The 22399-nt window shown below is 38.2% G+C and carries 18 protein-coding genes and 1 other RNA gene; 16 read left to right on the top strand and 3 right to left on the bottom strand.

Annotated elements, in window-relative coordinates; genetic code table 11:
- Window positions 1-14 precede the first annotated feature (14 nt).
- The 9 genes from ligA (at window position 15) to recR (ending at window position 9830) form a co-directional block, all read left to right on the top strand.
- Window positions 15-2039 (top strand): NAD-dependent DNA ligase LigA, encoded by a 2025-nt coding sequence (gene ligA, locus Ami3637_RS10900; protein WP_330586613.1) that lies wholly within the window; start codon window positions 15-17, stop codon window positions 2037-2039.
- 149 nt (window positions 2040-2188) lie between these two features.
- The gene (locus tag Ami3637_RS10905) at window positions 2189-3517 is read left to right on the top strand and encodes a choice-of-anchor D domain-containing protein (RefSeq protein WP_162362607.1); all 1329 of its coding nucleotides are present in this window, start codon (window positions 2189-2191) and stop codon (window positions 3515-3517) included.
- Window positions 3518-3642: 125 nt separating this feature from the next.
- A complete protein-coding gene (locus Ami3637_RS10910) occupies window positions 3643-4866 on the top strand; it encodes an S-layer homology domain-containing protein (protein ID WP_162362608.1) in 1224 nt (407 codons plus the stop codon).
- Between the two features lie 270 nt (window positions 4867-5136).
- Entirely contained in the window at window positions 5137-6141 is a 1005-nt protein-coding gene (locus tag Ami3637_RS10915; RefSeq protein ID WP_162362609.1) for an AIR synthase family protein, read from the top strand.
- Window positions 6142-6216: 75 nt separating this feature from the next.
- Window positions 6217-6942, top strand: coding sequence for a hypothetical protein (locus Ami3637_RS10920; RefSeq protein ID WP_162362610.1), 726 nt, complete (start codon window positions 6217-6219; stop codon window positions 6940-6942).
- Window positions 6943-6987: 45 nt separating this feature from the next.
- An RNA gene (gene ffs / locus Ami3637_RS10925) (signal recognition particle sRNA large type) lies at window positions 6988-7186 on the top strand.
- A 16-nt stretch (window positions 7187-7202) separates the two neighbouring features.
- Window positions 7203-8828: a DNA polymerase III subunit gamma/tau gene (gene dnaX, locus Ami3637_RS10930; protein WP_162362611.1), complete on the top strand. Its 1626-nt coding sequence runs from the start codon at window positions 7203-7205 to the stop codon at window positions 8826-8828.
- A gap of 18 nt (window positions 8829-8846) precedes the next feature.
- On the top strand, window positions 8847-9209 hold the full coding sequence (locus tag Ami3637_RS10935) for a YbaB/EbfC family nucleoid-associated protein (RefSeq protein WP_162362612.1): 363 nt from the start codon (window positions 8847-8849) through the stop codon (window positions 9207-9209).
- A gap of 21 nt (window positions 9210-9230) precedes the next feature.
- Entirely contained in the window at window positions 9231-9830 is a 600-nt protein-coding gene (recR, locus tag Ami3637_RS10940) for a recombination mediator RecR (protein ID WP_162362613.1), read from the top strand.
- Here recR and Ami3637_RS10945 read toward each other — a convergent pair whose 3' ends face one another.
- On the bottom strand, window positions 9831-10091 hold the full coding sequence (locus tag Ami3637_RS10945; RefSeq protein ID WP_162362614.1) for a DUF2508 family protein: 261 nt from the start codon (window positions 10089-10091) through the stop codon (window positions 9831-9833).
- A gap of 92 nt (window positions 10092-10183) precedes the next feature.
- Between Ami3637_RS10945 and Ami3637_RS10950 the strand changes: the two genes are divergently transcribed.
- The 6 genes from Ami3637_RS10950 to Ami3637_RS10975 all read left to right on the top strand — a co-directional run bounded on the left by Ami3637_RS10950 (window position 10184) and on the right by Ami3637_RS10975 (window position 17972).
- Complete coding sequence (locus Ami3637_RS10950; RefSeq protein WP_162362615.1) at window positions 10184-10450, top strand: pro-sigmaK processing inhibitor BofA family protein; 267 nt, start codon at window positions 10184-10186, stop codon at window positions 10448-10450.
- Between the two features lie 503 nt (window positions 10451-10953).
- A complete protein-coding gene (nifJ, locus tag Ami3637_RS10955) occupies window positions 10954-14487 on the top strand; it encodes a pyruvate:ferredoxin (flavodoxin) oxidoreductase (protein WP_162362616.1) in 3534 nt (1177 codons plus the stop codon).
- Window positions 14488-14615: 128 nt separating this feature from the next.
- A complete protein-coding gene (locus Ami3637_RS10960) occupies window positions 14616-15365 on the top strand; it encodes an ABC transporter ATP-binding protein (protein WP_162362617.1) in 750 nt (249 codons plus the stop codon).
- Window positions 15362-16369 (top strand): ABC transporter permease, encoded by a 1008-nt coding sequence (locus Ami3637_RS10965; protein ID WP_162362618.1) that lies wholly within the window; start codon window positions 15362-15364, stop codon window positions 16367-16369. Before Ami3637_RS10960 ends, Ami3637_RS10965 begins: the two co-directional genes overlap by 4 nt.
- A 16-nt stretch (window positions 16370-16385) precedes the next feature.
- Window positions 16386-17336, top strand: a complete 951-nt coding sequence (locus tag Ami3637_RS10970) for an HlyD family secretion protein (protein WP_162362619.1) — start codon at window positions 16386-16388, stop codon at window positions 17334-17336.
- A gap of 9 nt (window positions 17337-17345) precedes the next feature.
- Window positions 17346-17972, top strand: a complete 627-nt coding sequence (locus Ami3637_RS10975) for a TetR-like C-terminal domain-containing protein (RefSeq protein ID WP_162362620.1) — start codon at window positions 17346-17348, stop codon at window positions 17970-17972.
- Here Ami3637_RS10975 and Ami3637_RS10980 read toward each other — a convergent pair.
- A complete protein-coding gene (locus tag Ami3637_RS10980; RefSeq protein ID WP_162362621.1) occupies window positions 17947-18606 on the bottom strand; it encodes a prepilin peptidase in 660 nt (219 codons plus the stop codon). The two genes, Ami3637_RS10975 and Ami3637_RS10980, sit on opposite strands and share 26 nt — an antisense overlap.
- Before the next feature lie 79 nt (window positions 18607-18685).
- The gene (locus tag Ami3637_RS10985) at window positions 18686-20092 is read right to left on the bottom strand and encodes a citrate/2-methylcitrate synthase (RefSeq protein WP_330586614.1); all 1407 of its coding nucleotides are present in this window, start codon (window positions 20090-20092) and stop codon (window positions 18686-18688) included.
- 266 nt (window positions 20093-20358) lie between these two features.
- Here Ami3637_RS10985 and uvrB point away from each other — a divergent pair, with 266 nt between their 5' ends.
- Window positions 20359-22335, top strand: a complete 1977-nt coding sequence (gene uvrB, locus Ami3637_RS10990; RefSeq protein ID WP_162362622.1) for an excinuclease ABC subunit UvrB — start codon at window positions 20359-20361, stop codon at window positions 22333-22335.
- Window positions 22336-22399: the final 64 nt, after the last annotated feature.

Consider the following 22399-nt stretch of genomic DNA (forward strand, 5'->3'; position numbering starts at 1 on the left):
TAAGAGGGATGTAGATGGAAAATCCAGTTGAAAATAGTATGGATAATAGAATCCAGGAAATGAAAGCTAAAATTGTGCTTTTGAATCAGGCGGCAAAGGCATATTATCAGGAGAGCCGTGAAATCATGCCAAACATAGAGTATGACCGACTGTATGACGAACTGGTGGCCTTGGAAAAAGAAACAGGGATAACTCTGGCAAACAGTCCCACCGTAAATGTGGGGTATGAAGTGCTGAGCGATTTGCCAAAAGAAGCCCATGCCTCAAGAATGCTGTCTCTCGACAAAACAAAAGATGTAGATACTTTAGCTGCCTTCTTAGGGAATAAAAAGGGCGTACTTTCCTGGAAGCTGGACGGTCTGACCATAGTTCTTACCTATGAAGGTGGAAAGATGGTAAAAGCGGTGACAAGAGGTAACGGCGAAATTGGTGAAGTAATCACAAATAACGCAAAAGTATTTGCCAATACGCCGGTAAGCATTCCATTTAAAGGGAGGCTGGTACTTAGAGGTGAGGCGGTAATTACCTATTCAGAGTTTGAAAAAATTAATAATCAGATTAGCGAGGCGGATGCCAAATATAAGAACCCAAGAAACCTGTGCAGCGGCAGTGTCAGGCAATTAAATAACCAGATTACCAAAGAAAGAAACGTACAATTCTTTGGGTTTTCATTGGTTCAGGCTGAAGAGCAGCAAGAAGCACAAGTGAAAAATCCTGCATTAGGTATCTCTACTACCAACTCCAGAAAAGACCAGCTTGACTGGCTTCAATCTCTGGGTTTTGATGTAGTGGAATATAGGATGACTTCTTCAGAAACAATCCATGAGGATGTTGAATGGTTTGCAGCGCAAATTGAACATAATGACTTCCCATCGGATGGGTTGGTATTGCTAATAGACGATATACAATATGGCGAAAGCCTTGGGAATACAGCAAAATTTCCTAGAAACGCCATAGCCTTTAAGTGGAGGGATGAACTAAAAGAAACTACGCTGCAGAGGATTGAATGGAGTGCTTCAAGGACTGGTCTGATTAATCCCGTAGCAATATTTGATCCGGTTGAGCTGGAAGGGACAACGGTAAGCCGTGCCAGTGTACACAATATCAGTATTATGCGCCAGCTGGAACTGGGCAGTGGAGATACCATAGAAGTTTATAAAGCCAACATGATTATTCCTCAGATTGCGGACAATTTAACACGAAGTGGAATTGATAATATACCGGACAAATGTCCTGTGTGCGGAGGTCATACTGCTATAAAGAATGATAATGGGGTAGAAGTACTTTGTTGTACAAATTCTGAATGTCTGGCAAAACAGATTAAATCATTTACGCATTTTGTCAGCCGCGACGCCATGAATATAGAGGGCTTGTCAGAGGCTACTATTGAGAAATTAATAGCCCGGGGACTGATAAAGGAACTGGCGGATTTATTCCATGTTGAAAGGTTTAAGGAAGAGATTATTGAGATGGAAGGGTTTGGTGAAAAATCCTTTAAGAATTTGACAGCTTCCGTTAAAAAAGCCAGTGTGACAACACCAGTAAGGCTTCTATATAGTCTGGGCATCCCGAACATAGGTGTAGCTAATGCAAAAATCATCTGTAAAAATTGCGGGTATGACTGGGGGAAGATTCAGCAGCTATCTGAAGAGGAATTGGTTGAGATTGATGGCATTGGCGTTATCATGGCCGAAGCTTATGTTAAATTTTTCAGGGATCCAAAGAAACAAAAAATTGTTCAGGACGTGCTGGCCGAAATTACCTTTGAGGAAGTTAGCTACAGTCAGCCAGCAGAACAGATTTTTGAGGGAATGGTTTTTGTAATCACAGGGACTTTAGATCACTTTGAGAACCGGGATGAATTAAAGAAACTGATTGAAAGCAAGGGTGGAAAGGTTACTGGGTCTGTTACTTCAAAAACAAATTATCTTATCAATAATGATGCTTTATCCAATTCATCAAAGAATAAAAAAGCAAAAGAGTTAGGAATTAAAATCATAACAGAAGAAGAATTTATAATTATGGGGCCGTTGCAATAATATGCGCGACCCCTTTTTCTCATAATAAAGTAAATTTTCAGTGTCAGTTTATTTGCCATTATTGTTCCATGTTATATTTTGTTATATAATGTAAATAATCATATAAAATTACGTTGTTTACCAAACAAAGGAATTAGGAGGAAATGAACTTGGAGAAAACAACACACAGATATTTAGTATTATTTGCAACTTCATTCTTTTTTATTTTTATAGGAGCTTTTTTTAATCCAGTTTTGGCTGAAACTCCAGCAGATCAGAATTTTGATAGCTTTGGTGAAACTGCAACAACTGGTTCACAAATTGTGGGAGACTTAATTTTTTCATGTAATGGTTCAGGTCTTATTACAATAACTAACGTTCAAAATTATCGTAATGTGTTATCATTTGGTGAAAAAAGTGTTCCAGGACTTAGTGGCTATATGATAGTTGATGATGCACTGGGATGGCCAGATACTTATACTACTGAATTTAAATTTAAAGCAGAAAGTGCCTTTAATCTCAATTCTCTTTATTTATGGACTATGGGACCAGATACAGGAGTTAGTATAATAGGATATAAAGAAGGCGTTGACGGAGAAACGAAAGCAGCATTTGTAGATATGAAAGAAGATTGTGATTGTGGTGGTCAGACTAAATATACCAATAATTTAAGCACTATTTATGATGATACTTTTCAGGAATATGGAGGGTTAATCTCATTTGGAAGTTCTTGGGATGATATAGACACAGTTGTTATTAAAAATTCTACTGGTTGTACGCTGGGGATCGATTCAATTGATTTCTCCAACGTAGTTGACATTTCTATCGGAGATCAAGTTGTCGATGAAGCTGCAAATAATGCTTCGTTTACAGTATCACTTTCTCATGCCTACAGTAGTGACATTACAGTTGATTATACTACGGCTGACAATACAGCAAAAACTGCTGATGGTGATTACGACAGCACCTCCGGTACGGTGACTATTCCTGCGGGGAGCACATCTGCTGCTATAACAGTACCAATAAAGGATGATTCAGCGTATGAAAATAATGAAAGCTTTTATGTAAAGCTTTCAAACCCAAGTATTGGAGGATTTACTAAGAATCAGGCAGAATGTACGATTAATGATAATGATAAACCTGTAATAAAAGTATCAGGAAACCATGCTCAAATATCAAATAACGACAGTATTCCTTCAAATGTAGATAATACGGATTTTGGAGTAGCTTTTGTAAGCTCTGGTGGGATAACACGAGAATTTACGGTAGCTAATACGGGACATCTTCCGTTGAGTTTGACTGATTCAATTAGCATAAAAACACCAACAAATGCAGTGTCTTCAGATTTTACAATACTAACACCTGCTGGGATAACAATAGCTCCAGAAGGGACAACAACTTTTTCTGTTAAATTTGATCCTGCCAGTACTGGCTCCAAAACAGGCATAGTTACTATACCCAATAACGATGAAAATAATAACCCTTTAGTTTCTACATAAAGGGTGAAGGTAAAGCTGCTAAGACAACAGGAAAAGGAGATTCCCCAGGGACAGGAGGTAGTGGAAGGGCAACTGCTTCTCTGCCAGCAAACACCTTAACTGCTGTTGTTCTGGATGATAAATCTGTGAAGGCTGCTACAGAAGAAGTTGAGCAAAAGGATGGAATAAAAACTACAAAAGTAACGCTGGACGAAGCAGCGATTAAAGAAAATGTTGATAAAATGAGTGCAACCAATCAAAATAAGATTATAATACCTGTTCTTAACAATTCTGATGCTGTTTCAGCGCTGCTAAACGGTCAAATGTTAAAGAACATGAAATCAAAGAACGTAATTATTGAAATTAAGACAGAGAAAGCAATTTATACCCTGCCTGCAGCCGATATAAAAATTGATGATATCGCAAATCAATTTGGAGACCATGTTCAGTCAGGGGAAATTACTATAAGTTTAAAAATTTCCAATCCATCAAAAGAAGTTGTGAACATGGTTAGCAAGACAGCAGATAGCAAGGGATATCAGCTTGTTGTAAAGCCGTTAGATTTTGAAGTAAACTGCAATTACGGCGAAAAAACAATCGGTGTATCCAAGTACCAGGGCTACGTTGAGAGAGCCATAGCACTACCTGCAGGGGTTGATCCTAAAAAGATAACTACAGGTGTTGTTGTGAACAGCGACGGAACCTTCTCTCATATTCCTACTAAAATTATTTTCATTGACGGAAAGCACTATGCAGAGTTGAACAGTCATACCAACAGCACTTATACGGTTATATGGAATCCTGTTACTTTTAAGGATGTTGAGAAACACTGGTCAAAGGAATATGTAAATGAAGTTGGTTCAAGACTAATTGATGACGGAACCGGAAATGGCAATTTCTCACCTGACAGGGCAATAACAAGAGCTGAATTTTCTACTATGATTGTAAAGGCTTTGGCATTAAAGACTTCTGGCAGCATTGGCCAATTCAGTGATGTACCTAATAACAGCCCTTATTACGATTACATTAATGCAGCATATGAGTATGGAATACTGACGGGCTATACCAACGGTAAGTTTGGGCCTCAAGACTTGATTACCAGAGAACAGGCTATGACAATGCTCTTAAAGGCGGCGAAGCTTGCTGGCTTAGACGGAACTGCTAAGGAAAAGGTTATCAACAATCAGCTTAAGGATTTTAAGGATTCAAGTACTATTTCCTCTTATGCTGTAGATGCAGCATCCAAATGTGTAAGCTATGGATTTTTTAAAGGAGAAAAAGGATATTTAAACCCTAAAAGAAATTTTACACGTGCAGAAAGTGCTGCTGTAATTATTAAACTTGTAAGAAAAGCGGAATTGATAAACTAGTAAATGTACTTCTTTTAAAATAGAGGATTTTTTATTTACAAGAAACTTTTAAATATTTTGGAAGAGGACAAGAATTCAGAATACCATGAATTATCTCATGGTATTTTGTGTTTTATACCACATGGGTCAAAATAGTACATTTAATAATCACGCTATATATGATAATATAGAAATGTAGTGGCTGAAGTATCATGTGATATATGGGGTCATTAAAAACAAAAAATTGTAATAACAGTGGAAAAGCTTTTATTTAATAAGAGGTGAAAGTCAATGCTTAAGTCTGGAAAATTGGACAGTGATTTATTAAAAAAAATAGTATTTGAAAAAATAACCTATAAAAGTCCGGATGTTTTAATTAGGCCGGGAATCGGAGAAGATTGTGCAACAGTAGATTTTGGACAATATGAATGTGTCATGTCTACAGATCCTATCACAGCAGCAGTAAATGAGATTGGAAGACTAGCCATACACATTACCTGTAATGATATAGCTTCAAATGGCATACAGCCTTTGGGAATCATGCTTGCAGTAATGTTGCCGGTAGGAACTACTGAAGAAGATATCAGTATGATGATGGAGCAGGCGGGGGAGACTGCAGCAGAACTTGGGGTAGAAATCATAGGTGGACATACAGAAATTACCTCAGCGGTCAATACACCGGTTATAGTATCAACGGCAATAGGTAAGGCTGGAAAAGGAACCTCTCAGCAGGCAAAGGCCATGCAGCCCGGTGATTTTATTATGATGACCAAGTGGGCTGGTATTGAAGGAACTGGGATCATTGCTTCTGATTTTGAAGAACGACTTAAAGAGTCCTGTACAAAGGAAGAAATAGAAGAAGCAAAGCAGCTTCTTCTTCAGGTAAGTGTTGTTAAAGAAGGGGTAATTGCAGGTCAGATAGGAACTGCCGGTATGCACGATATAACAGAAGGCGGCATCCTTGGAGCAGTGTGGGAGATGTGCCAGATCTCTGGAAACGGATGTGAACTCTGGATAGACGAAATTCCGGTGAAGGAAATCACCAAAAAAATATCTGGTATTTTTAATATTAATTATCTTCGTTTAATTTCCAGTGGCTGTATGCTGATTATTGTGCATCCGGAACATAAAGAAGAAATTCAGGAAGCTATGAAAAGGGAAGGCATAAAGATAAGCTGCATTGGTGTCATAAAAGAAAAGAACTATGGAATTATGTCACGTATATGCGAAAATGGTAAATTATGCGAAATTTTTCCACCAGAAAGTGATGAATTGTATAAAGTTATTGGACAATAGTGACGATATATAAAATAGATTTAATTCGTTGCAGAAATTAAAATATAGTGGGATCTAATTCAAGGGGGGAAAAACATGAGTTATACATCAGGAACCAGCTATCGGAATATTAAAAATTATTCAGGAGGACGGGGCGGAGTCAGCAGGCTTAGAAGCTCATTTGTATCTAAACACAGTAGAACTAATGCTGCAGCAAATTCATTAAAAAATGCAAACTCAACTTCAAGTTCAAATTCCAGTAATGCTGCGTTAACCGTTCAGCTGAAAACATATAGTAAAATTGCACAAAACAGTTCTCAGGACATTCAGGAAGTTGGTAAAAGACTTACTGCAACAACAGATAATTCCGTATTTGACAAAGCACAAAAGTCTAACAGCACAAAAAACGTTGTAAGTGAAGCAACTGATTTTGTGAATGATTACAATAACATGATTTCCAGTTTAACAAAGCTTGGGGGCACAGAGAATAAAAAATTTATTGCCCAGCTTGCGGAATATGCAGAAGACAATAAAGATATTCTTAAAAATGCAGGTATAACGGTACTGAAAGATGGAAGTCTCACCATGAATAAAAAGGAAATGAGCGGAGCTTCACTGGAAAATCTTAAGAAGGCCTTTAATGGAAAAGATTCTTTTGCAGGTAAGGTTACAGCGGCAAGTTCTGACATAGAGGCAAATGTGAAAAAGAAATTAAAAGAGAATTTACTTATATTAGGGGAGGAACTTCCTCTACTTCATCAAGAGGTTCATCTGGAAGCTATTTTAACTATTTCGCATAGTTTAATACTAAAAAATATCTAAAGCCAAGAGCAGCATACTCTTGGCTTGTAAATTGTAGTTGACTTTATAAAATGAAACTTGTATACTATACAAGTATGAATTGCCTTTTAAAAGCTCCGTCTGATTAGGTTAGGGTCCTGCGCAATAAGACTCTGCGAATCTTGTCAGGTCCGGAAGGAAGCAGCAATAAGTGGAAGCTCTTATGTGCCGCAGACAAGCCTTCTCCAAAGTCGGCGGAGCTTTTAAAGGGCAGTTTTTATTTTATCTGAAATAAGAATCGGATGCCTGATTGGCTGATGGTCAACCATGAACGGAAGAGGGGAAGTGTAAGTATGTATACAGCATTATATAGAGCGTATCGCCCTGAAACCTTTGACACAGTCTTAGGACAAGAACATATTGTAAAAATTTTAAAAAACCAGATTGCAGGGGATGCTACAGGACATGCATATTTGTTCTGCGGGACCAGAGGTACAGGAAAAACTACTACTGCAAGACTTTTAGCCAAAGGAGTCAACTGTACTTCTGAAAATATCAGACCCTGCGGAGTTTGTGATAATTGCAAGGCCATAAAAGAAGGTACTTTTATGGACGTGATAGAAATCGATGCAGCATCAAACAATGGTGTAGATAATATCCGTGAACTGAAAGAAAGTGTAAAATATCCTCCTGTTGTAGGGCGGAAGAAAGTTTATATTATCGATGAAGTACATATGCTTTCATCGGGGGCTTTTAACGCTCTTTTAAAAACCTTAGAAGAGCCACCGGAGAATGTAATGTTTATACTGGCAACTACAGAACCTCAGAAGCTACCGGCAACTATTCTTTCCAGATGCCTGCGCTTAGACTTCAGGCGGGTTCCTGAGGCGGTGTTAAAATCAGGTATGAAGAGTATTTGCCAGACCATGGATATAAAGATAGATGACAGGGCACTTGCCCTGGTGGCAGCCAATGCTGATGGCTCCGTCAGAGATGGGCTGAGCATACTGGATCAGTGTTTGTCAGCAGGCTCCAAAGACATTTCCAGGGAGGATGTTCTGGATATATTGGGAACTGCAGGAGAAGAGACATTTCTGGAAATCACGGATGCAGTAACCAGGCATAATGTTGCAGAAGCCCTGTTGCTTTTAGACAGAGTACTGGCAGATGGAAAAGACGTCAGACAATTTATGAAAGACTGGGTGACTCATTATAGAAATCTGTTGATAACGAAATTTGTAAATAACGCAGAAGACATGCTGAACATGTCCTGTGAAAACATAGAAAGAATCTGTGGGCAGAGCCAGAGACTGGATGTTATGGAAATTAATAATGGTATTATTGAGCTTTCTAAAACTATGGCAGATGCAAAATGGTCTACTCAGCCCAGAGTACTGTTGGAGTTGTGTATGGTTAAAATGGCCACGGGGATGCTGCAGAAAACCACCTATGCGCAGCAGCCACAACAGCAGACGGGGTTCCAGCCTTTAAGCGATAAAACAACGGGGACAAGGGAAGACTCAATGAGGAGGCAGATGCCTACATCGGCTGCTGTCAATACTCAGGAGCCTGAAAGTGGAAGAATTATATCAGCTTCTGCTGATGTGGATAAAGATGCCTTATGGCATTCTATTTTTGAAGAGGGCGAGGCTTCCAGTGCAAGTTTTAATCTCATAAGGACGGGAACTGACCTTGTAGAGATAAATGATAAACATTTTGTGGTTATGGCATCCAGTTCTGCTATTGAAAATTACGTGGAGAAGAAAAAGAAAGTTCTGGAAGACATTATGGCTGAGCACACAGGAATTCGCAGAGAACTCCTATGCAGAGTAAAGGGAGAAAAAAGTGGAAACTCCAATGGTGTTGATATAGCAAGTATAAAGAAGAATGCAGAAAATGCATTGGGAATTAATATTGAATTAATATAGATATAGGAGGAAATTAGAATGGGAAAAGGTATGAGAGCAGGAAAAAAGCCTAGCATGGGCGGCGGCATGGGTGGCAATATGCAAAAACAGCTTCAGCAGGTGCAGGCTATGCAGAAAAGAATGGAAGAAACTCAGGCAGAAATAGAAAAAATGGAAGCTACTGCTACGGCAGGGGGCGGAGCTGTAACTGTGACAGTAAATGGTGCAAAGCAGGTTACCAATATAGCGCTTAAACCAGAAGTTGTTGATCCGGATGATGTTGAAATGCTTCAGGATTTAATTCTGGTGGCAGTAAATGAAGCTTTAAGGCAGATGGAAGAAATCTCCCAAAATGAAATGGGCAAAATCACTGGAGGATTAAATATTCCTGGATTGATGTAATAAAGATTGGATGCAGAATAAATGAAATATTATGCGAAACCATTAAATAAACTGATTAATGAACTTTCCAAACTTCAGGGAATTGGCAATAAGACAGCCCAGCGACTTGCCTTTAATATTCTTGCAATGGAAGACAAAGAAGCTCTTGCTATTGCACAGGCTATTATTGATGCAAAGACCAACATGAAATACTGTTCCGTCTGCGGAAACCTGACTGATACAGATCCATGTACAATCTGTTCTGATCCGGACCGGGATCAGAGTGTTATCTGCGTTGTAGAAAGCCCTAAAGAGGTAGCAGCCATGGAGAGAATCCGAGAATTCAAAGGACTTTATCACGTGCTGCATGGAGCTATTTCCCCCTTAGAAGGAATTGGACCAGAAGATATCAACCTGAAATCGCTTATTACGCGGCTTCAGGAAAATGATGTCAATGAAATTATTCTGGCAACAAATCCAAATATTGAGGGTGAAGCTACTGCAATGTATATTGCCAGATTAATCAAGCCATCAGGTATAACCGTGTCAAGAATCGCACATGGTATACCTGTTGGCGGAGATTTGGAATATACAGACGAAGTAACCCTGTCCAAAGCTATGGAAGGTCGTAGAAACTTGTGATTAAAAATGCAAGTTTCTTTTTTTTGCCTGCTTTATCAAATAGGTATATCTTGCCTTTTCAGCAAGAATGTCGTAAGTTGCATAGTCTATTAAATCACTGTCCGTAAGCTCATTGAATATTGATTCAGAACGGGCAATTTTATTGTGTACCTCTTTTAAATTTGAAATAATCATCTGATTTTCGTCTGGAGGAACAGGCGCCCCCGTAATTTTTTTATAAATTTTTTCGGCATTATCAGCCAGTCCGCTGAATTGAATCATATGTAATTTCCTTTCTCTAATTACTAATTAATTCTATTTTGTTCCTGTCCGACATATTCTATACAAAACATTACAAAGGATGTGAGAAAAATATGGACACAGGAATGGAAGTGATTATATTTCTAGCTTATGCAGCTGGCTTGCTGATTATATTTCTTTTAGCAAAGTTTTTTGCTTTCTCTGGCAAGTTTATTTTTAAAATAATTATCAACAGTATATGCGGGGGGATAATATTAATTTTTATTAATGTAATCGGAGCGGGCTTTGGGGTGCATTTACCGGTAAATGTCATCACGGGCTTTGGGATTGGCACCCTTGGAATCCCGGGCATTGTTCTTCTGTATCTGATAAGCGCATAATACTATTTAGGTTAGCAGGTCGGCCATAGCATAAAAAAACCAAAGAATAACCATAGAAAAAAACTATGGTATGATTAGTTTGCTATATCCCATTCAAAAAAATTTTTCGAATGGGATATTTTTTATATATTTTTTATAAAAATATTAGAATAAATATTCATACAAAACCTTGGGTATTTGTGACAATTCACTATATCAAATAGTGAATTTGTTGATTCAAACAAATAAATATGCATTGACAAAAAAATGTCATGAATAATAAAAAGGTAGAATGCTTAAAATCAAGGGATTTATAAATGTCTCTTGTATATTGTATTTTTTTATGTACATGTTGACATTGATGCAAATATAGTATAAAGTGAATACATTAGCGAAAAATATATGTTTAAAAATTAATACAAAAATAGTAACTATTTTGCTGATACAATTAAATTGAGTTATGAGTTATTTATTATGTAAAGCTTAATGAGTCTGATTTAAGACTTAACTATAGGGAGGAAAAGATGACACAGAGTAGAATGAGAACTATGGATGGTAACACAGCAGCAGCACATGTATCATACGCATTTACTGATGTTGCAGCAATTTATCCTATAACGCCCTCATCAACTATGGGTGAAATTGTTGATGAATGGTCTGCTTATGGCAGAAAAAATATTTTTGGCCAGACTGTAAAGGTTGCAGAGATGCAGTCAGAGGCCGGTGCAGCAGGAACTGTTCATGGTTCTCTTGCAGCAGGTGCACTGACTACTACATATACAGCATCCCAGGGATTGCTGTTGATGATTCCTAATATGTATAAGATTGCAGGAGAACTGTTACCTGGAGTATTTCATGTGGCAGCAAGAACAGTAGCTACTCATGCACTATGTATCTTTGGAGATCATTCGGATGTTATGGCTACAAGACAGACTGGTTTCGCAATGCTTGCATCAGGGTCTGTACAGGAGGTTATGGATATAGGCGGTATCGCTCATCTTGCATCAATAAAATCAAGAGTGCCTTTCCTTCACTTTTTTGACGGTTTCAGAACTTCACATGAAATCCAGAAAATAGAGGTAATCGGTTATGAAGACTTTAAGAAGCTGGTAGACTGGAATGCAGTGCAGGAATTCAGAGATCGTGCATTAAATCCTGAGCATCCTGTAATCAGAGGAACTGCACAGAATCCGGATATCTTTTTCCAGGCCAGAGAAGCTTCAAATAAATATTATGAAGATGTTCCAGAAACTGTTGTGGAATATATGAATGAAATAAGCAAATTAACAGGAAGAAGTTATAAGCCTTTCGACTATGTAGGTGCACCTGATGCAGAGAACGTAATTGTGGCTATGGGTTCTGTCTGCGAAACTATTGAAGAAACTATGAATAAGCTTATTCTTGAAGGTCACAGAGTTGGACTGATCAAGGTAAGACTATACAGACCATTTGTTAAGAAATACTTTATGGATGTGCTCCCTAAGACGGTTGAAAGAATTGCAGTACTGGACAGAACCAAGGAACCTGGAGCACTGGGAGAACCATTATACCAGGATGTAAGAACCATGCTTTATGGAGAAAGAAATGCTCCTGAAGTTTATGGAGGAAGATATGGACTGGGTTCAAAAGATACAACTCCAGGTATGATTCATGCCATATATGATAATTTATATCATAAGAAGCCAAAAAATCATTTTACAATCGGTATTGAAGATGATGTAACAGGAGCTTCACTGCCATATACAGAAGGAATCGCAAGAGAACCAGAAGGAACTATAAAGTGTAAATTCTGGGGTCTGGGATCAGATGGTACAGTTGGTGCAAACAAAACTGCCATTAAGATTATCGGAGATAAGACCAATTTATACGCCCAGGGTTATTTCGCATATGACTCTAAAAAATCCGGAGGGGTAACCATTTCTCATTTAAGATTTGGTGAACATCCTATTCAATCCACTTATCTGATTAACCAGGCAGACTTTGTGGCATGTCATAATCAGGCTTATTTAAGACAGTACGATATGCTGAAAGATTTGAAGAAGGGCGGAATTTTCTTATTAAACTGTCTGTGGGAAAATGGCAAAGAAGTAGGAGAACATCTTCCTGCAAAAGTTAAGAGAGAACTGGCAAAAAAGAATATTAATTTTTATATTATAGATGCCTGGAAATACGCCGAAGAAATCGGACTTGGCAGCAGAATCAACATGATTATGCAGGCAGCGTTCTTTAAACTGACCAATGTAATGCCTATGGATAAAGCGGTAGAATATCTGAAAGAAGGTATAGAAAAGACTTATAAGAAAAAGGGCCAGAATGTTGTAGAAATGAACTGGAAGGCTGTTGATGCCGGAATTAATGGTATCAAAAAGATTGAAGTCCCTGCAGAATGGGTAAATGCTGAAAATCCTAAAGGCAAAGCGGAAGTGTTACCTGAGTTTATTGAAGAAGTTTTAATTCCGATGAATAAGCAGGAAGGGGAAGACCTGCCTGTAAGTACCTTTAAGGACAGAGCAGACGGAACATTCCCTTCAGGAACCAGTGCTTATGAAAAACGTGGAGTAGCAATACACCTTCCTGAATGGAATAAAGAAGCCTGTATTCAGTGTAATCAATGTTCCTTTGTTTGTCCTCACGCAGCTATCAGGCCGGTTCTTCTTTCAGAGGAGGAAAAAGAAAAAGCTCCTTTCGCTTTTGAAACTGTTCCAGCAACAGGAAAGGGTCTTGAAGGATATCATTATAGAATGCAGCTTTCTGCATTAGACTGTTTAGGATGCGGTAACTGTGCAGACATCTGTCCTGCTAAAGGCAAAGCCCTGAATATGAAAGCTTATGCAGAAGTAGTAAAAGAAGCAGACAATTGGACTTACAGCACAACAATTCCGGTAAAGAACAATTTACTGGATAAAGAAACTGTAAAGGGAAGCCAGTTTGCTAAACCATATATTGAGTTCTCAGGGGCTTGTGCAGGATGTGGTGAAACACCATACATAAAGTTGGTAACTCAGCTGTTTGGTGACAGAATGCTTATCGCAAATGCTACGGGATGTTCTTCTATATGGGGAGCTTCAGCGCCATCTATGCCTTATTGCAAAGATGAAAATGGCAGAGGTCCGGCTTGGGCAAATTCCTTATTTGAAGATAACGCAGAATATGGTTATGGTATGTTGCTTGCTTCGAAGCAGATGCGGGAGAGAATTGAGCATACTATGAAGGCCTTAATGGAACTTGACATTCCAGAAGACTTAAAAGAAGCTATTGAAGAATGGCTGGAATATAAAGAGGATGGACAAGAATCCAGAGTAAAGAGCGATAAAGTAATGCACTGCATAGATAATCTTAAAACATCAGATGGAGTAATCCAGATGCTATGTAAGAGAATTGCAGACAATAAGGATTTTCTGGTTAAGAAGTCAGTCTGGGCGCTTGGCGGTGACGGATGGGCTTATGATATCGGTTATGGTGGACTGGACCATGTGCTTGCCTCCGGTGAAAACATAAATATACTTGTATTCGATACAGAAGTTTACTCCAATACAGGTGGACAGGCATCCAAGGCCACTCCAGCAGCAGCAGTAGCTAAGTTTGCGGCTTCTGGAAAGAAAATAAAGAAGAAAGATTTGGGCATGATGGCTATGTCTTATGGCTATGTGTATGTTGCACAGGTTGGTATGGGTGCAGATAAGGCACAATTGCTTAAGGCAATAGCGGAAGCAGAAGCTTATGACGGACCATCACTGATTATTGCATACTCACCTTGTATCAATCATGGGCTGAAGAAAGGTATGGGTAAATCTCAGGAGAACATTAAGGATGCAGTAGAAGCTGGTTACTGGCACTTATACAGATTTAACCCTGAACTGAAGAAAAAGGGTAAAAATCCGTTTATTCTTGATTCAAAAGCTCCGACTGCAAGCTTTAAGGATTTCATTATGGGTCAGATGAGATATTCTTCACTGGCAAGAGAATTCCCGGATATTGCAGATAAATTATTTGATATGACAGAAGAATATGCTAAGGAACGATATGAAGGCTATAAAAAGCTGGCTGAAAGCAAATAATTCTTAAAAATATTAAAAACCAACAAAAACAGGTAAATTGTTTATTTTAATTTACCTGTTTTTTTTATATTATAAAAACATAACAACACGTTGTTGGTTTTAATGGAAGCTTAGAGGCGGTGTAATAAATGGAAAAAGAAAACTGCATTATACTTAAACATATAAATAAGAGTTTTGGAAAACATCAGGTTTTAACGGACGTAAGCATTGAGGTGCCCTATGGAAATATTTATGGTATGCTGGGACCTTCAGGGTGTGGAAAATCAACTACAGTAAAAATAATTGCGGGAATATCAGAAGCTACTTCTGGAGAAGTCTTTGTATTAAATAGAAAAATGCCTGATTTGGATCTGATGAGAAATGTTGGCTATATGGCACAGTCAGATGCTCTTTACGGAGATCTGTCTGCCAGAGAAAATCTGGAGTTTTTCGGGCAGTTGTATGGATTGGAGGGAGCAAGACTCAATGAAAGGATTGAAGAGGTTATAGAGGTGGTTAATCTTTCTGCCAGCATAGACCGGTCTGTTTCGAATTTCTCTGGAGGAATGAAGCGTAGATTATCTTTAGCTATGACCATACTGCACGAACCAAAAGTCCTTATACTTGATGAACCTACTGTGGGAATAGATCCTTTGCTTAGACAAAATATATGGAATGAACTATATCAGATGACCGAAAAAGGTGTAACTATCTTAATTACAACTCATGTAATGGATGAGGCAGAAAAATGTACTCATTTATCTATGATGCGAGAAGGAAAGCTACTTGCAACAGGAACGCCTGACGAAATACAGAAAAGAGCCGGGGCAGAAAAACTTGAAGATGCATTTTTATACTTCAGCAGTAACGGTGATTTTGGAGAGGAGGCAGAAAAATGAGGGTGAGAGCTCTTGCAAAGAGAATTCTGATGCAGCTAAGGAATGATAAGCGTACACTAGCATTAATGCTTATGGCTCCTCTATTAATTCTTACTTTATTGTATTTTGTGTTTGAAACGGCAGAAGATACAGTTAATATTGGAATAATAAATGTACCGCAAAAGTTTACCGAAGAGTTATGCCAGAATAATGCGGTGCCTGTTCGGTGCCAAAGCCCGGAAGCCATTAAAGATGGAAAGGTTACTGCAGTGGTAACCCTCAAGAGCGGAAAGGTTTATGTGTGGATAGATGGAAGCGATTCAACAAGATCAGGGAATGCCATAAGAGCCATAGAAGCAGCCAGTAGAGGTGTTGTCCAGAGAAGGCCGGATATGGTCACAGACATTACTTATGTGTACGGTGCAGAAGACCTGTCTTTGTTTGATAACTTTGCAGCTATACTTATGGGATTTTTAGTATTTTTTTTCGTATTCCTTATTTCAGGAATATCCTTTCTAAAAGAAAGGACCACAGGAACACTGGAAAAAGTATTATCTACACCAGTTAAAAGGTGGGAGGTAGTTGCTGGATATGTTCTGGGATTTGGAATCATTAATTTAGTCCAGTCTGCAGCAATTACTTTTTATCTGGTTTATGTTCTGAGGGTAATGATGGTTGGTTCCATCTGGCTTGTATTACTTACCACATTGGTAACAGCCATTTCTGCACTGACTTTAGGAATACTGGTGTCTACAGCGGCAAACTCCGAGTTCCAGATGATACAGTTTATCCCTATCATCATTGTTCCTCAGGCATTTTTTACAGGACTGTTTACACTCCCTCCGGCACTTGAGGTGGTTGGGCGGTTTATGCCCCTTTATTATACAGCAGAAGCTTTAAAAGATGTTATGCTTAAAAATGCAGGCTTTATGGATATACTTCCTGATCTAAGTATTCTGACTGCCTTATCCGTTATTTTTATGATTATCAATACAAAACTGTTAAAGCGATACAGGAATATATAAAGGAGGAAAATGCATCATGAAAGCCAAAAGGAAAATCATATTTATCATCGTAATATTAATTGCTGTAATTGCCATATTTTATATTCATTTAAAAGACAGTCATGGTTATACAGGAGAAGTTGAAGGAATCATGGAGCCCCACTGCGCAGAGGTATCAGGGAAAATAGTAAAATGCCCTATTGAACTGGGGAGCCAGATTAAAAAAGGTGATGTAATCGCAGTAATTGACAATACCAATCAGAAATATGCAGTAGAGCAATTGTCTCTGAACTTACAGAAGGCTAAATTGGCAGTGAATAACAGCAAAGTAGGAAGGGGCGGAGTTGCAGATAACAATTATAATGCGGCTAAAGCCAGCTATGATAGTGCTGTAATACTAAAAGAAAAAGCCACTGAAGATTATAGTAAAGCTAAGACATTATATGAAGAAAATGCCATTTCTGAGGATGCTTTGAACAGTGCAAAAGTGGCATATGAAACTGCGGTAAGCAAAGTAGCGGATACAGGTGCTCAGATTAAAAATATATCAGATAAAACAGCCGGCAATGCGGCTGAAATAGATGTGGCACTTTTGGAAAGCCAGTTAAACCAGCAAAATGAAAATTTACAAAAGTATACCATAGTAGCCGGATGTGACGGGATTGTAATGAGCAAAAACTATAAAGAAGGGGATGTAGTGTCAGCTGGATATAATATAGCAGATATTTCTTCCCAAAAAGAACGGTATGCAGTGATTTATTTCCCAGAGGATAAACTGGATTGTATTAAATATAATCAGAAGGCTGTGGTGGATTTGGGGGATACTTCTGTAGAAGGACAGATAAAATATATAGACGTAAAAGCTCAATATACCCCTAAAGAAATGCAAAGCGCAGCTAATAGGAATCAGGAAAGTGTAAGAGTTAAAGTCTTACTGCCTGAGAAGTGTAATGTTAATGTTGGACAGAAGGTCAAAGTTCAATTATAGGGAGGTAACATGGAGTCAAGTCGCGTACGGGAAACAAAACAGAAGATTAAAGAGGCTTTTTTAGATTTATATAAACAGAAACGAATTGAAAAAATCAGCATAAAAGAAATCACAGACAGAGCACAAATTAACAGGGGAACATTTTATGTATATTACGTAGATATTTACGATTTAAAGGAGAAAGTGGAAGAAGAAGCTATTGAAGAAATCAAAGAACACGCTCTTCCAGTAATTAAAGCACTGATAATGAGGCAGAAAATAGACTCAGAGGTGCTGCCAAAAGAATTTTTTTATAAGGAACAGGCTATACTGGAGTTGTTTTTTGGTGAAAGTGCAGAAATAAGTGCCATAAAAAAACTTAAGAAGATTATGCAGGAAACGGTTGTAGAAATGTTTGAATTGCAAAAAGGTATTGATGATTCAGGCAAAATTAAATTGAAATATGCGTTAGAATATGTGGCTTCGGCTCAATTAGGAATAATGGCACACTGGTTTCAGAATAATAAGGAGCTGCCCATAGAGGAACTGGGAGAAATTATTGAAAAAATTAATCTCACTGGGGTCATAACTTACATTACAAATGAATTAAAAGAACAAGGGCAGGTAGTGCCTATAATGACTGGGTGCAAGCAGTGAATGCAAGGCTGATAAAAGGAGCCAGAGGCATAAAGGCAGGTGTGGTGCGGATTTTTCTTATGACAGTCAGAAAAGCTAAAATAAGAAAAAATATACCACTTAGAAAACTGCTTATTATATATACATTTAAAATACTTGCGCTTCCTGTAAGGAAACCCAAAGCACCCATTAGTTTTATATCACCAAATCCGATATACTCCCGGTCTTTCAATAAGAGGCCAAGAGCAAGCAATAAAAGTAATGGCAGGGCTCCGGCAAAGATGCCAGTGAGCTTGTAACCGGCATTTTCAGGATTCACATTTAAGAATCCCAGAATAAAGATTAACAGGATATGCTGATCGGGAATAATCAGGTAAAGGATGTCGGACAGACATATGTGGCCAAGAATACCTGTCATCATAACACTGGTGAATATATCAAATATTGAATGAGGCTGGCTGAAAATCAGCAGCAGATTAATTAAGGCAAATAAAAAAATCAGGAAAAAGTGCAGGGGAAATGACAGCAGTTTTTGTGCGGGGCAGTTAGAAATATCGGCATCATAATCACATAGCCATTTATAGGGTATCAGATTAAAGCTGTAGATGATAATAGCTGAATAAGCTACTGAGCTGACAAATATCAAAATAAACATAAAAACCTCCTTCCAATATATGTAAATTATAAATAGTTTTCCATATATTGTCAATGAGGTTTATTATTTCTGGAATATCTTATCGTTTTTGAATGGGAATGTATTCTAGATAAGGCTGGACTCCATTGTAGGCCGGTCTCATCAGACGTCTGCCTGTGATGATTTCTTCCAGTCTGTGAGAACACCATCCGGAAAGCCTTGCAGTAGCAAATAAAGGCGTGGCAATGTCTACAGGAATATTCAGAGCTCTATAAACAAATCCGGAATATAAATCTACATTGGCAGGCATTGGCTTATCAATACCCTTTACCTCTTTATATAGAGAAGTACCACGTTTTTCAATAAATTCATACAAGTGGAATGCATCTTCCAAACCTTTGCTTTCAGCAAGCTTTTTCGCCATACTCTTTAATAATACAGCCCTTGGGTCTGAGATGGTATAGATAGCATGCCCAAGTCCGTAAATTAAGCCACTGCCATCATTTGCTTCGCCTTTTAATACTTTTACCAGATAATCTTCCACCTGGGCTTCATTTGTAATGTCCTTCACATGATTATTTAAATCATGAATCATATTGATTACTGCGATATTGGCTCCACCATGCCTTGGACCTTTGAGAGAACCTACAGCTGCAGAAATGGCGGAATAAGTATCGGTACCGGAAGAAGAAACAAGATGAGTTGTAAAAGTAGAATTATTACCTCCACCGTGCTCTGCGTGTAATATTAAAGATAAATCCAGAAGTTTCGCCTCTATATCTGTGTATTCTCCTGTAGGCCTGATCATTCTTAATATGTTCTCTGCGGTACTTAATTCTGGAATTGGATTGTGCAGATGCAGACTTTCATTGTCAAAGGAAGAACGTTTTGCCTGAAAACCATAAGCGATTAGGGCAGGAAAATGTCCAATAAGTGTTATGGACTGACGTAAAACGTTTTCTATGGATGTATCTTCCGGATTGTCATCATAGGAATACATAGCCAAAACACTTCTGGCCAGTTTATTCATGATGCTTTTAGAAGGGGCAGTCAAAATCATATCTCTGGCAAAGCCCTTTGGCAGCTCACGTTTTGCACCAAGCATTTTTTTAAATTCCGTCAGCTCATCTTTGCTGGGAAGTTCACCAAACAAGAGCAGATAAGTTACTTCTTCAAATCCAAAACGGTTTTCTTTTACACAATTGTTGAAGATATCTTCAACATCATATCCTCTGTAATATAATTTTCCATCAATTGGAACTTTATTTCCCTGTTCATCAAAATCATATCCGATAACTTCACCGACTTTAGTAAGGCCTACGATGACTCCTGTTCCATTAGCATTTCGAAGTCCTCTTTTTACATCTTTTTCAATGTACAAAGAATCGGGTATGATGTCTGTTTTACTTACAATTTTTGCTTTACTCATATAAAAGGCTTTTTCTTCTGACAATCTGTCGATTAGTCTATCTTTCTCAGCCGTAAAAGCTTCATAGTTGTCACTCATAATCATCACCTCAATATATTATAATATTATATATTTTGGATGACACTCCAAAATGTATAAATGTATACAATTATAATTTTAATAAAATCGATATCAAAAAATACCGATTTAACTTACCAAAATAAAAAATTTATACTTTGACATTATATCATGATAAAAGTATAACAACAAGGGTATAAATAAAAAATAATCATAACTGGACAATAAAAGTGGTGTATGTTATGATAAAAATAAACAAATGTTCTTTATACGAAAGAGGAAATCTAATGGGTGAATTTAAAGTAGTTTCAGATTTTAAACTGATGGGTGATCAGCCTCAGGCGGTTGAGCAGCTGGCAGAGGGGGTTTTAAAGGGTAAAAAACACCAGACCCTTTTGGGAGTTACAGGCTCTGGAAAAACTTTTACGATTGCCAATCTTATTGAAAAAGTACAGAAACCAACCTTAGTGATATCACATAACAAGACTCTTGCAGCACAGCTTTGTGGAGAATTTAAAGAGTTTTTTCCAAACAATGCGGTGGAGTATTTCGTCAGCTATTATGATTACTATCAACCGGAAGCCTATGTACCTTCTACGGACACATATATTGAAAAGGATTCTGATATAAATGAAGAAATAGAAAAGCTCAGGCATTCTGCCACAGCAGCGCTGGCGGAACGGCGTGACGTTATTATAGTTGCCAGTGTTTCCTGTATATACGGTTTGGGAAGCCCCTTTGATTATGAGAATCAGATGTTGTCCTTAAGGCCGGGAATGGAGAAAAACAGACAGGATATATTAAGGAAGCTGGTGGATATTCAGTATACTAGAAATGATATGGCTTTTACAAGAGGCACGTTTCGGGCAAGGGGAGATGTGATTGATATCTATCCTGCAGGGGCAGAAAGTGCTATCAGGGTAGAACTTTTTGGTGATGAAATAGAAACCATAAAAGAAATGAATCCTGTGACCGGAGAAATCTTAGGATTAAGAAACCATGTTGCCATATTTCCAGCTTCTCATTATGTTACATCAAAAGAAAATATGGAGAGAGCTATTGTAACCATAGAACAGGAACTGACAGAAAGAGTGACCTGGCTGAAAGACAGGGGGAAGCTACTGGAAGCCCAGCGGATAGAACAAAGGACCCATTACGATCTGGAAATGCTCAGAGAGGTTGGCAGCTGTAAGGGAATAGAAAACTATTCACGTCATATTAATGGATTGTCTCCGGGAAATCGTCCCTATACTTTAATTGACTATTTCCCTGATGATTTTCTTATTGTTATAGATGAGTCCCATGTCATGCTGCCACAGCTTCATGCTATGTATGCGGGAGACAGATCAAGAAAATCTTCTTTAGTGGATTACGGGTTCAGATTGCCTTCCGCTCTAGATAACCGGCCCCTTAAATTTGAGGAATTTGAAAATATAGTCCGTCAGGTTGTATATGTAAGTGCAACTCCGGCAAAATATGAATTAGAGGCTAGCGGAGGTATTTCTGCAGAGCAGGTTATAAGACCTACAGGATTGCTAGATCCTGAGATTGAGATTAGAAAGACCGAAGGTCAGATTGACGATTTGATAGGAGAAATAAATAAAGTAACCGAGCAGGGTGAACGGGTATTTATTACAACTTTAACTAAAAAAATGTCCGAAAGTCTGACCGATTATCTAAAAAATGTAGGTATCAGAGTAAAATACCTGCATTCAGAAATTGATACCCTGGAAAGAATGGAAATCATACGGGATTTAAGGCTTGGGGCTTTTGATGTTCTCGTGGGCATTAACCTGTTAAGAGAGGGGCTGGATATTCCAGAGGTATCACTGGTGGCTATTTTAGATGCAGATAAGCAGGGATTCTTAAGGACAGAGACTTCACTGATTCAGACCATAGGACGTGCAGCGAGAAATGCTAAAGGCAGGGTTATTATGTATGCAGACGGTATCAGTGATGCTATGAAAAGGGCTATTGATGAAACAGACAGGAGAAGAGGAATCCAGCAGGCATATAATGAAAAGAACGGCATTACACCAACCACAGTGAAAAAGGCAGTCAGAGCAATTATTGAAGCAACCAAAGCAGCAGAGGAAGAAATGGAATACTATGCTGGTAAGAGCCCACTGGAATTAACCAAGAAAGAACTGACTGAATACATTCACAAGCTGGAAAAGGAGATGAAGCAGGCTGCTTCTGATTTACAGTTTGAAAGGGCTGCCCAGTTAAGAGATCAGATATTTGAATATAAATTAAAGCTCTGATTCATGAAATATAAACAACATCGTTAAATTACGATACACATACTATATAATATACAATGGAGAG

This window comes from Aminipila terrae (assembly GCF_010120715.1).
In the GTDB taxonomy this organism is placed as follows: domain Bacteria; phylum Bacillota; class Clostridia; order Peptostreptococcales; family Anaerovoracaceae; genus Aminipila; species Aminipila terrae.

Coding starts and splice junctions, on each gene's coding strand:
- Ami3637_RS10980 (WP_162362621.1), bottom strand. CDS start 18,606: ATGTTTATTTTGATATTTGTCAGCTCAGTAGCTTATTCAGCTATTATC.
- Ami3637_RS10975 (WP_162362620.1), top strand. CDS start 17,346: ATGGAGTCAAGTCGCGTACGGGAAACAAAACAGAAGATTAAAGAGGCT.
- ligA (WP_330586613.1), top strand. CDS start 15: ATGGAAAATCCAGTTGAAAATAGTATGGATAATAGAATCCAGGAAATG.
- Ami3637_RS10970 (WP_162362619.1), top strand. CDS start 16,386: ATGAAAGCCAAAAGGAAAATCATATTTATCATCGTAATATTAATTGCT.
- Ami3637_RS10985 (WP_330586614.1), bottom strand. CDS start 20,092: ATGAGTGACAACTATGAAGCTTTTACGGCTGAGAAAGATAGACTAATC.
- uvrB (WP_162362622.1), top strand. CDS start 20,359: ATGGGTGAATTTAAAGTAGTTTCAGATTTTAAACTGATGGGTGATCAG.
- Ami3637_RS10965 (WP_162362618.1), top strand. CDS start 15,362: ATGAGGGTGAGAGCTCTTGCAAAGAGAATTCTGATGCAGCTAAGGAAT.
- recR (WP_162362613.1), top strand. CDS start 9,231: ATGAAATATTATGCGAAACCATTAAATAAACTGATTAATGAACTTTCC.
- Ami3637_RS10960 (WP_162362617.1), top strand. CDS start 14,616: ATGGAAAAAGAAAACTGCATTATACTTAAACATATAAATAAGAGTTTT.
- Ami3637_RS10935 (WP_162362612.1), top strand. CDS start 8,847: ATGGGAAAAGGTATGAGAGCAGGAAAAAAGCCTAGCATGGGCGGCGGC.
- dnaX (WP_162362611.1), top strand. CDS start 7,203: ATGCCTGATTGGCTGATGGTCAACCATGAACGGAAGAGGGGAAGTGTA.
- Ami3637_RS10920 (WP_162362610.1), top strand. CDS start 6,217: ATGAGTTATACATCAGGAACCAGCTATCGGAATATTAAAAATTATTCA.
- nifJ (WP_162362616.1), top strand. CDS start 10,954: ATGACACAGAGTAGAATGAGAACTATGGATGGTAACACAGCAGCAGCA.
- Ami3637_RS10950 (WP_162362615.1), top strand. CDS start 10,184: ATGGACACAGGAATGGAAGTGATTATATTTCTAGCTTATGCAGCTGGC.
- Ami3637_RS10945 (WP_162362614.1), bottom strand. CDS start 10,091: ATGATTCAATTCAGCGGACTGGCTGATAATGCCGAAAAAATTTATAAA.
- Ami3637_RS10915 (WP_162362609.1), top strand. CDS start 5,137: ATGCTTAAGTCTGGAAAATTGGACAGTGATTTATTAAAAAAAATAGTA.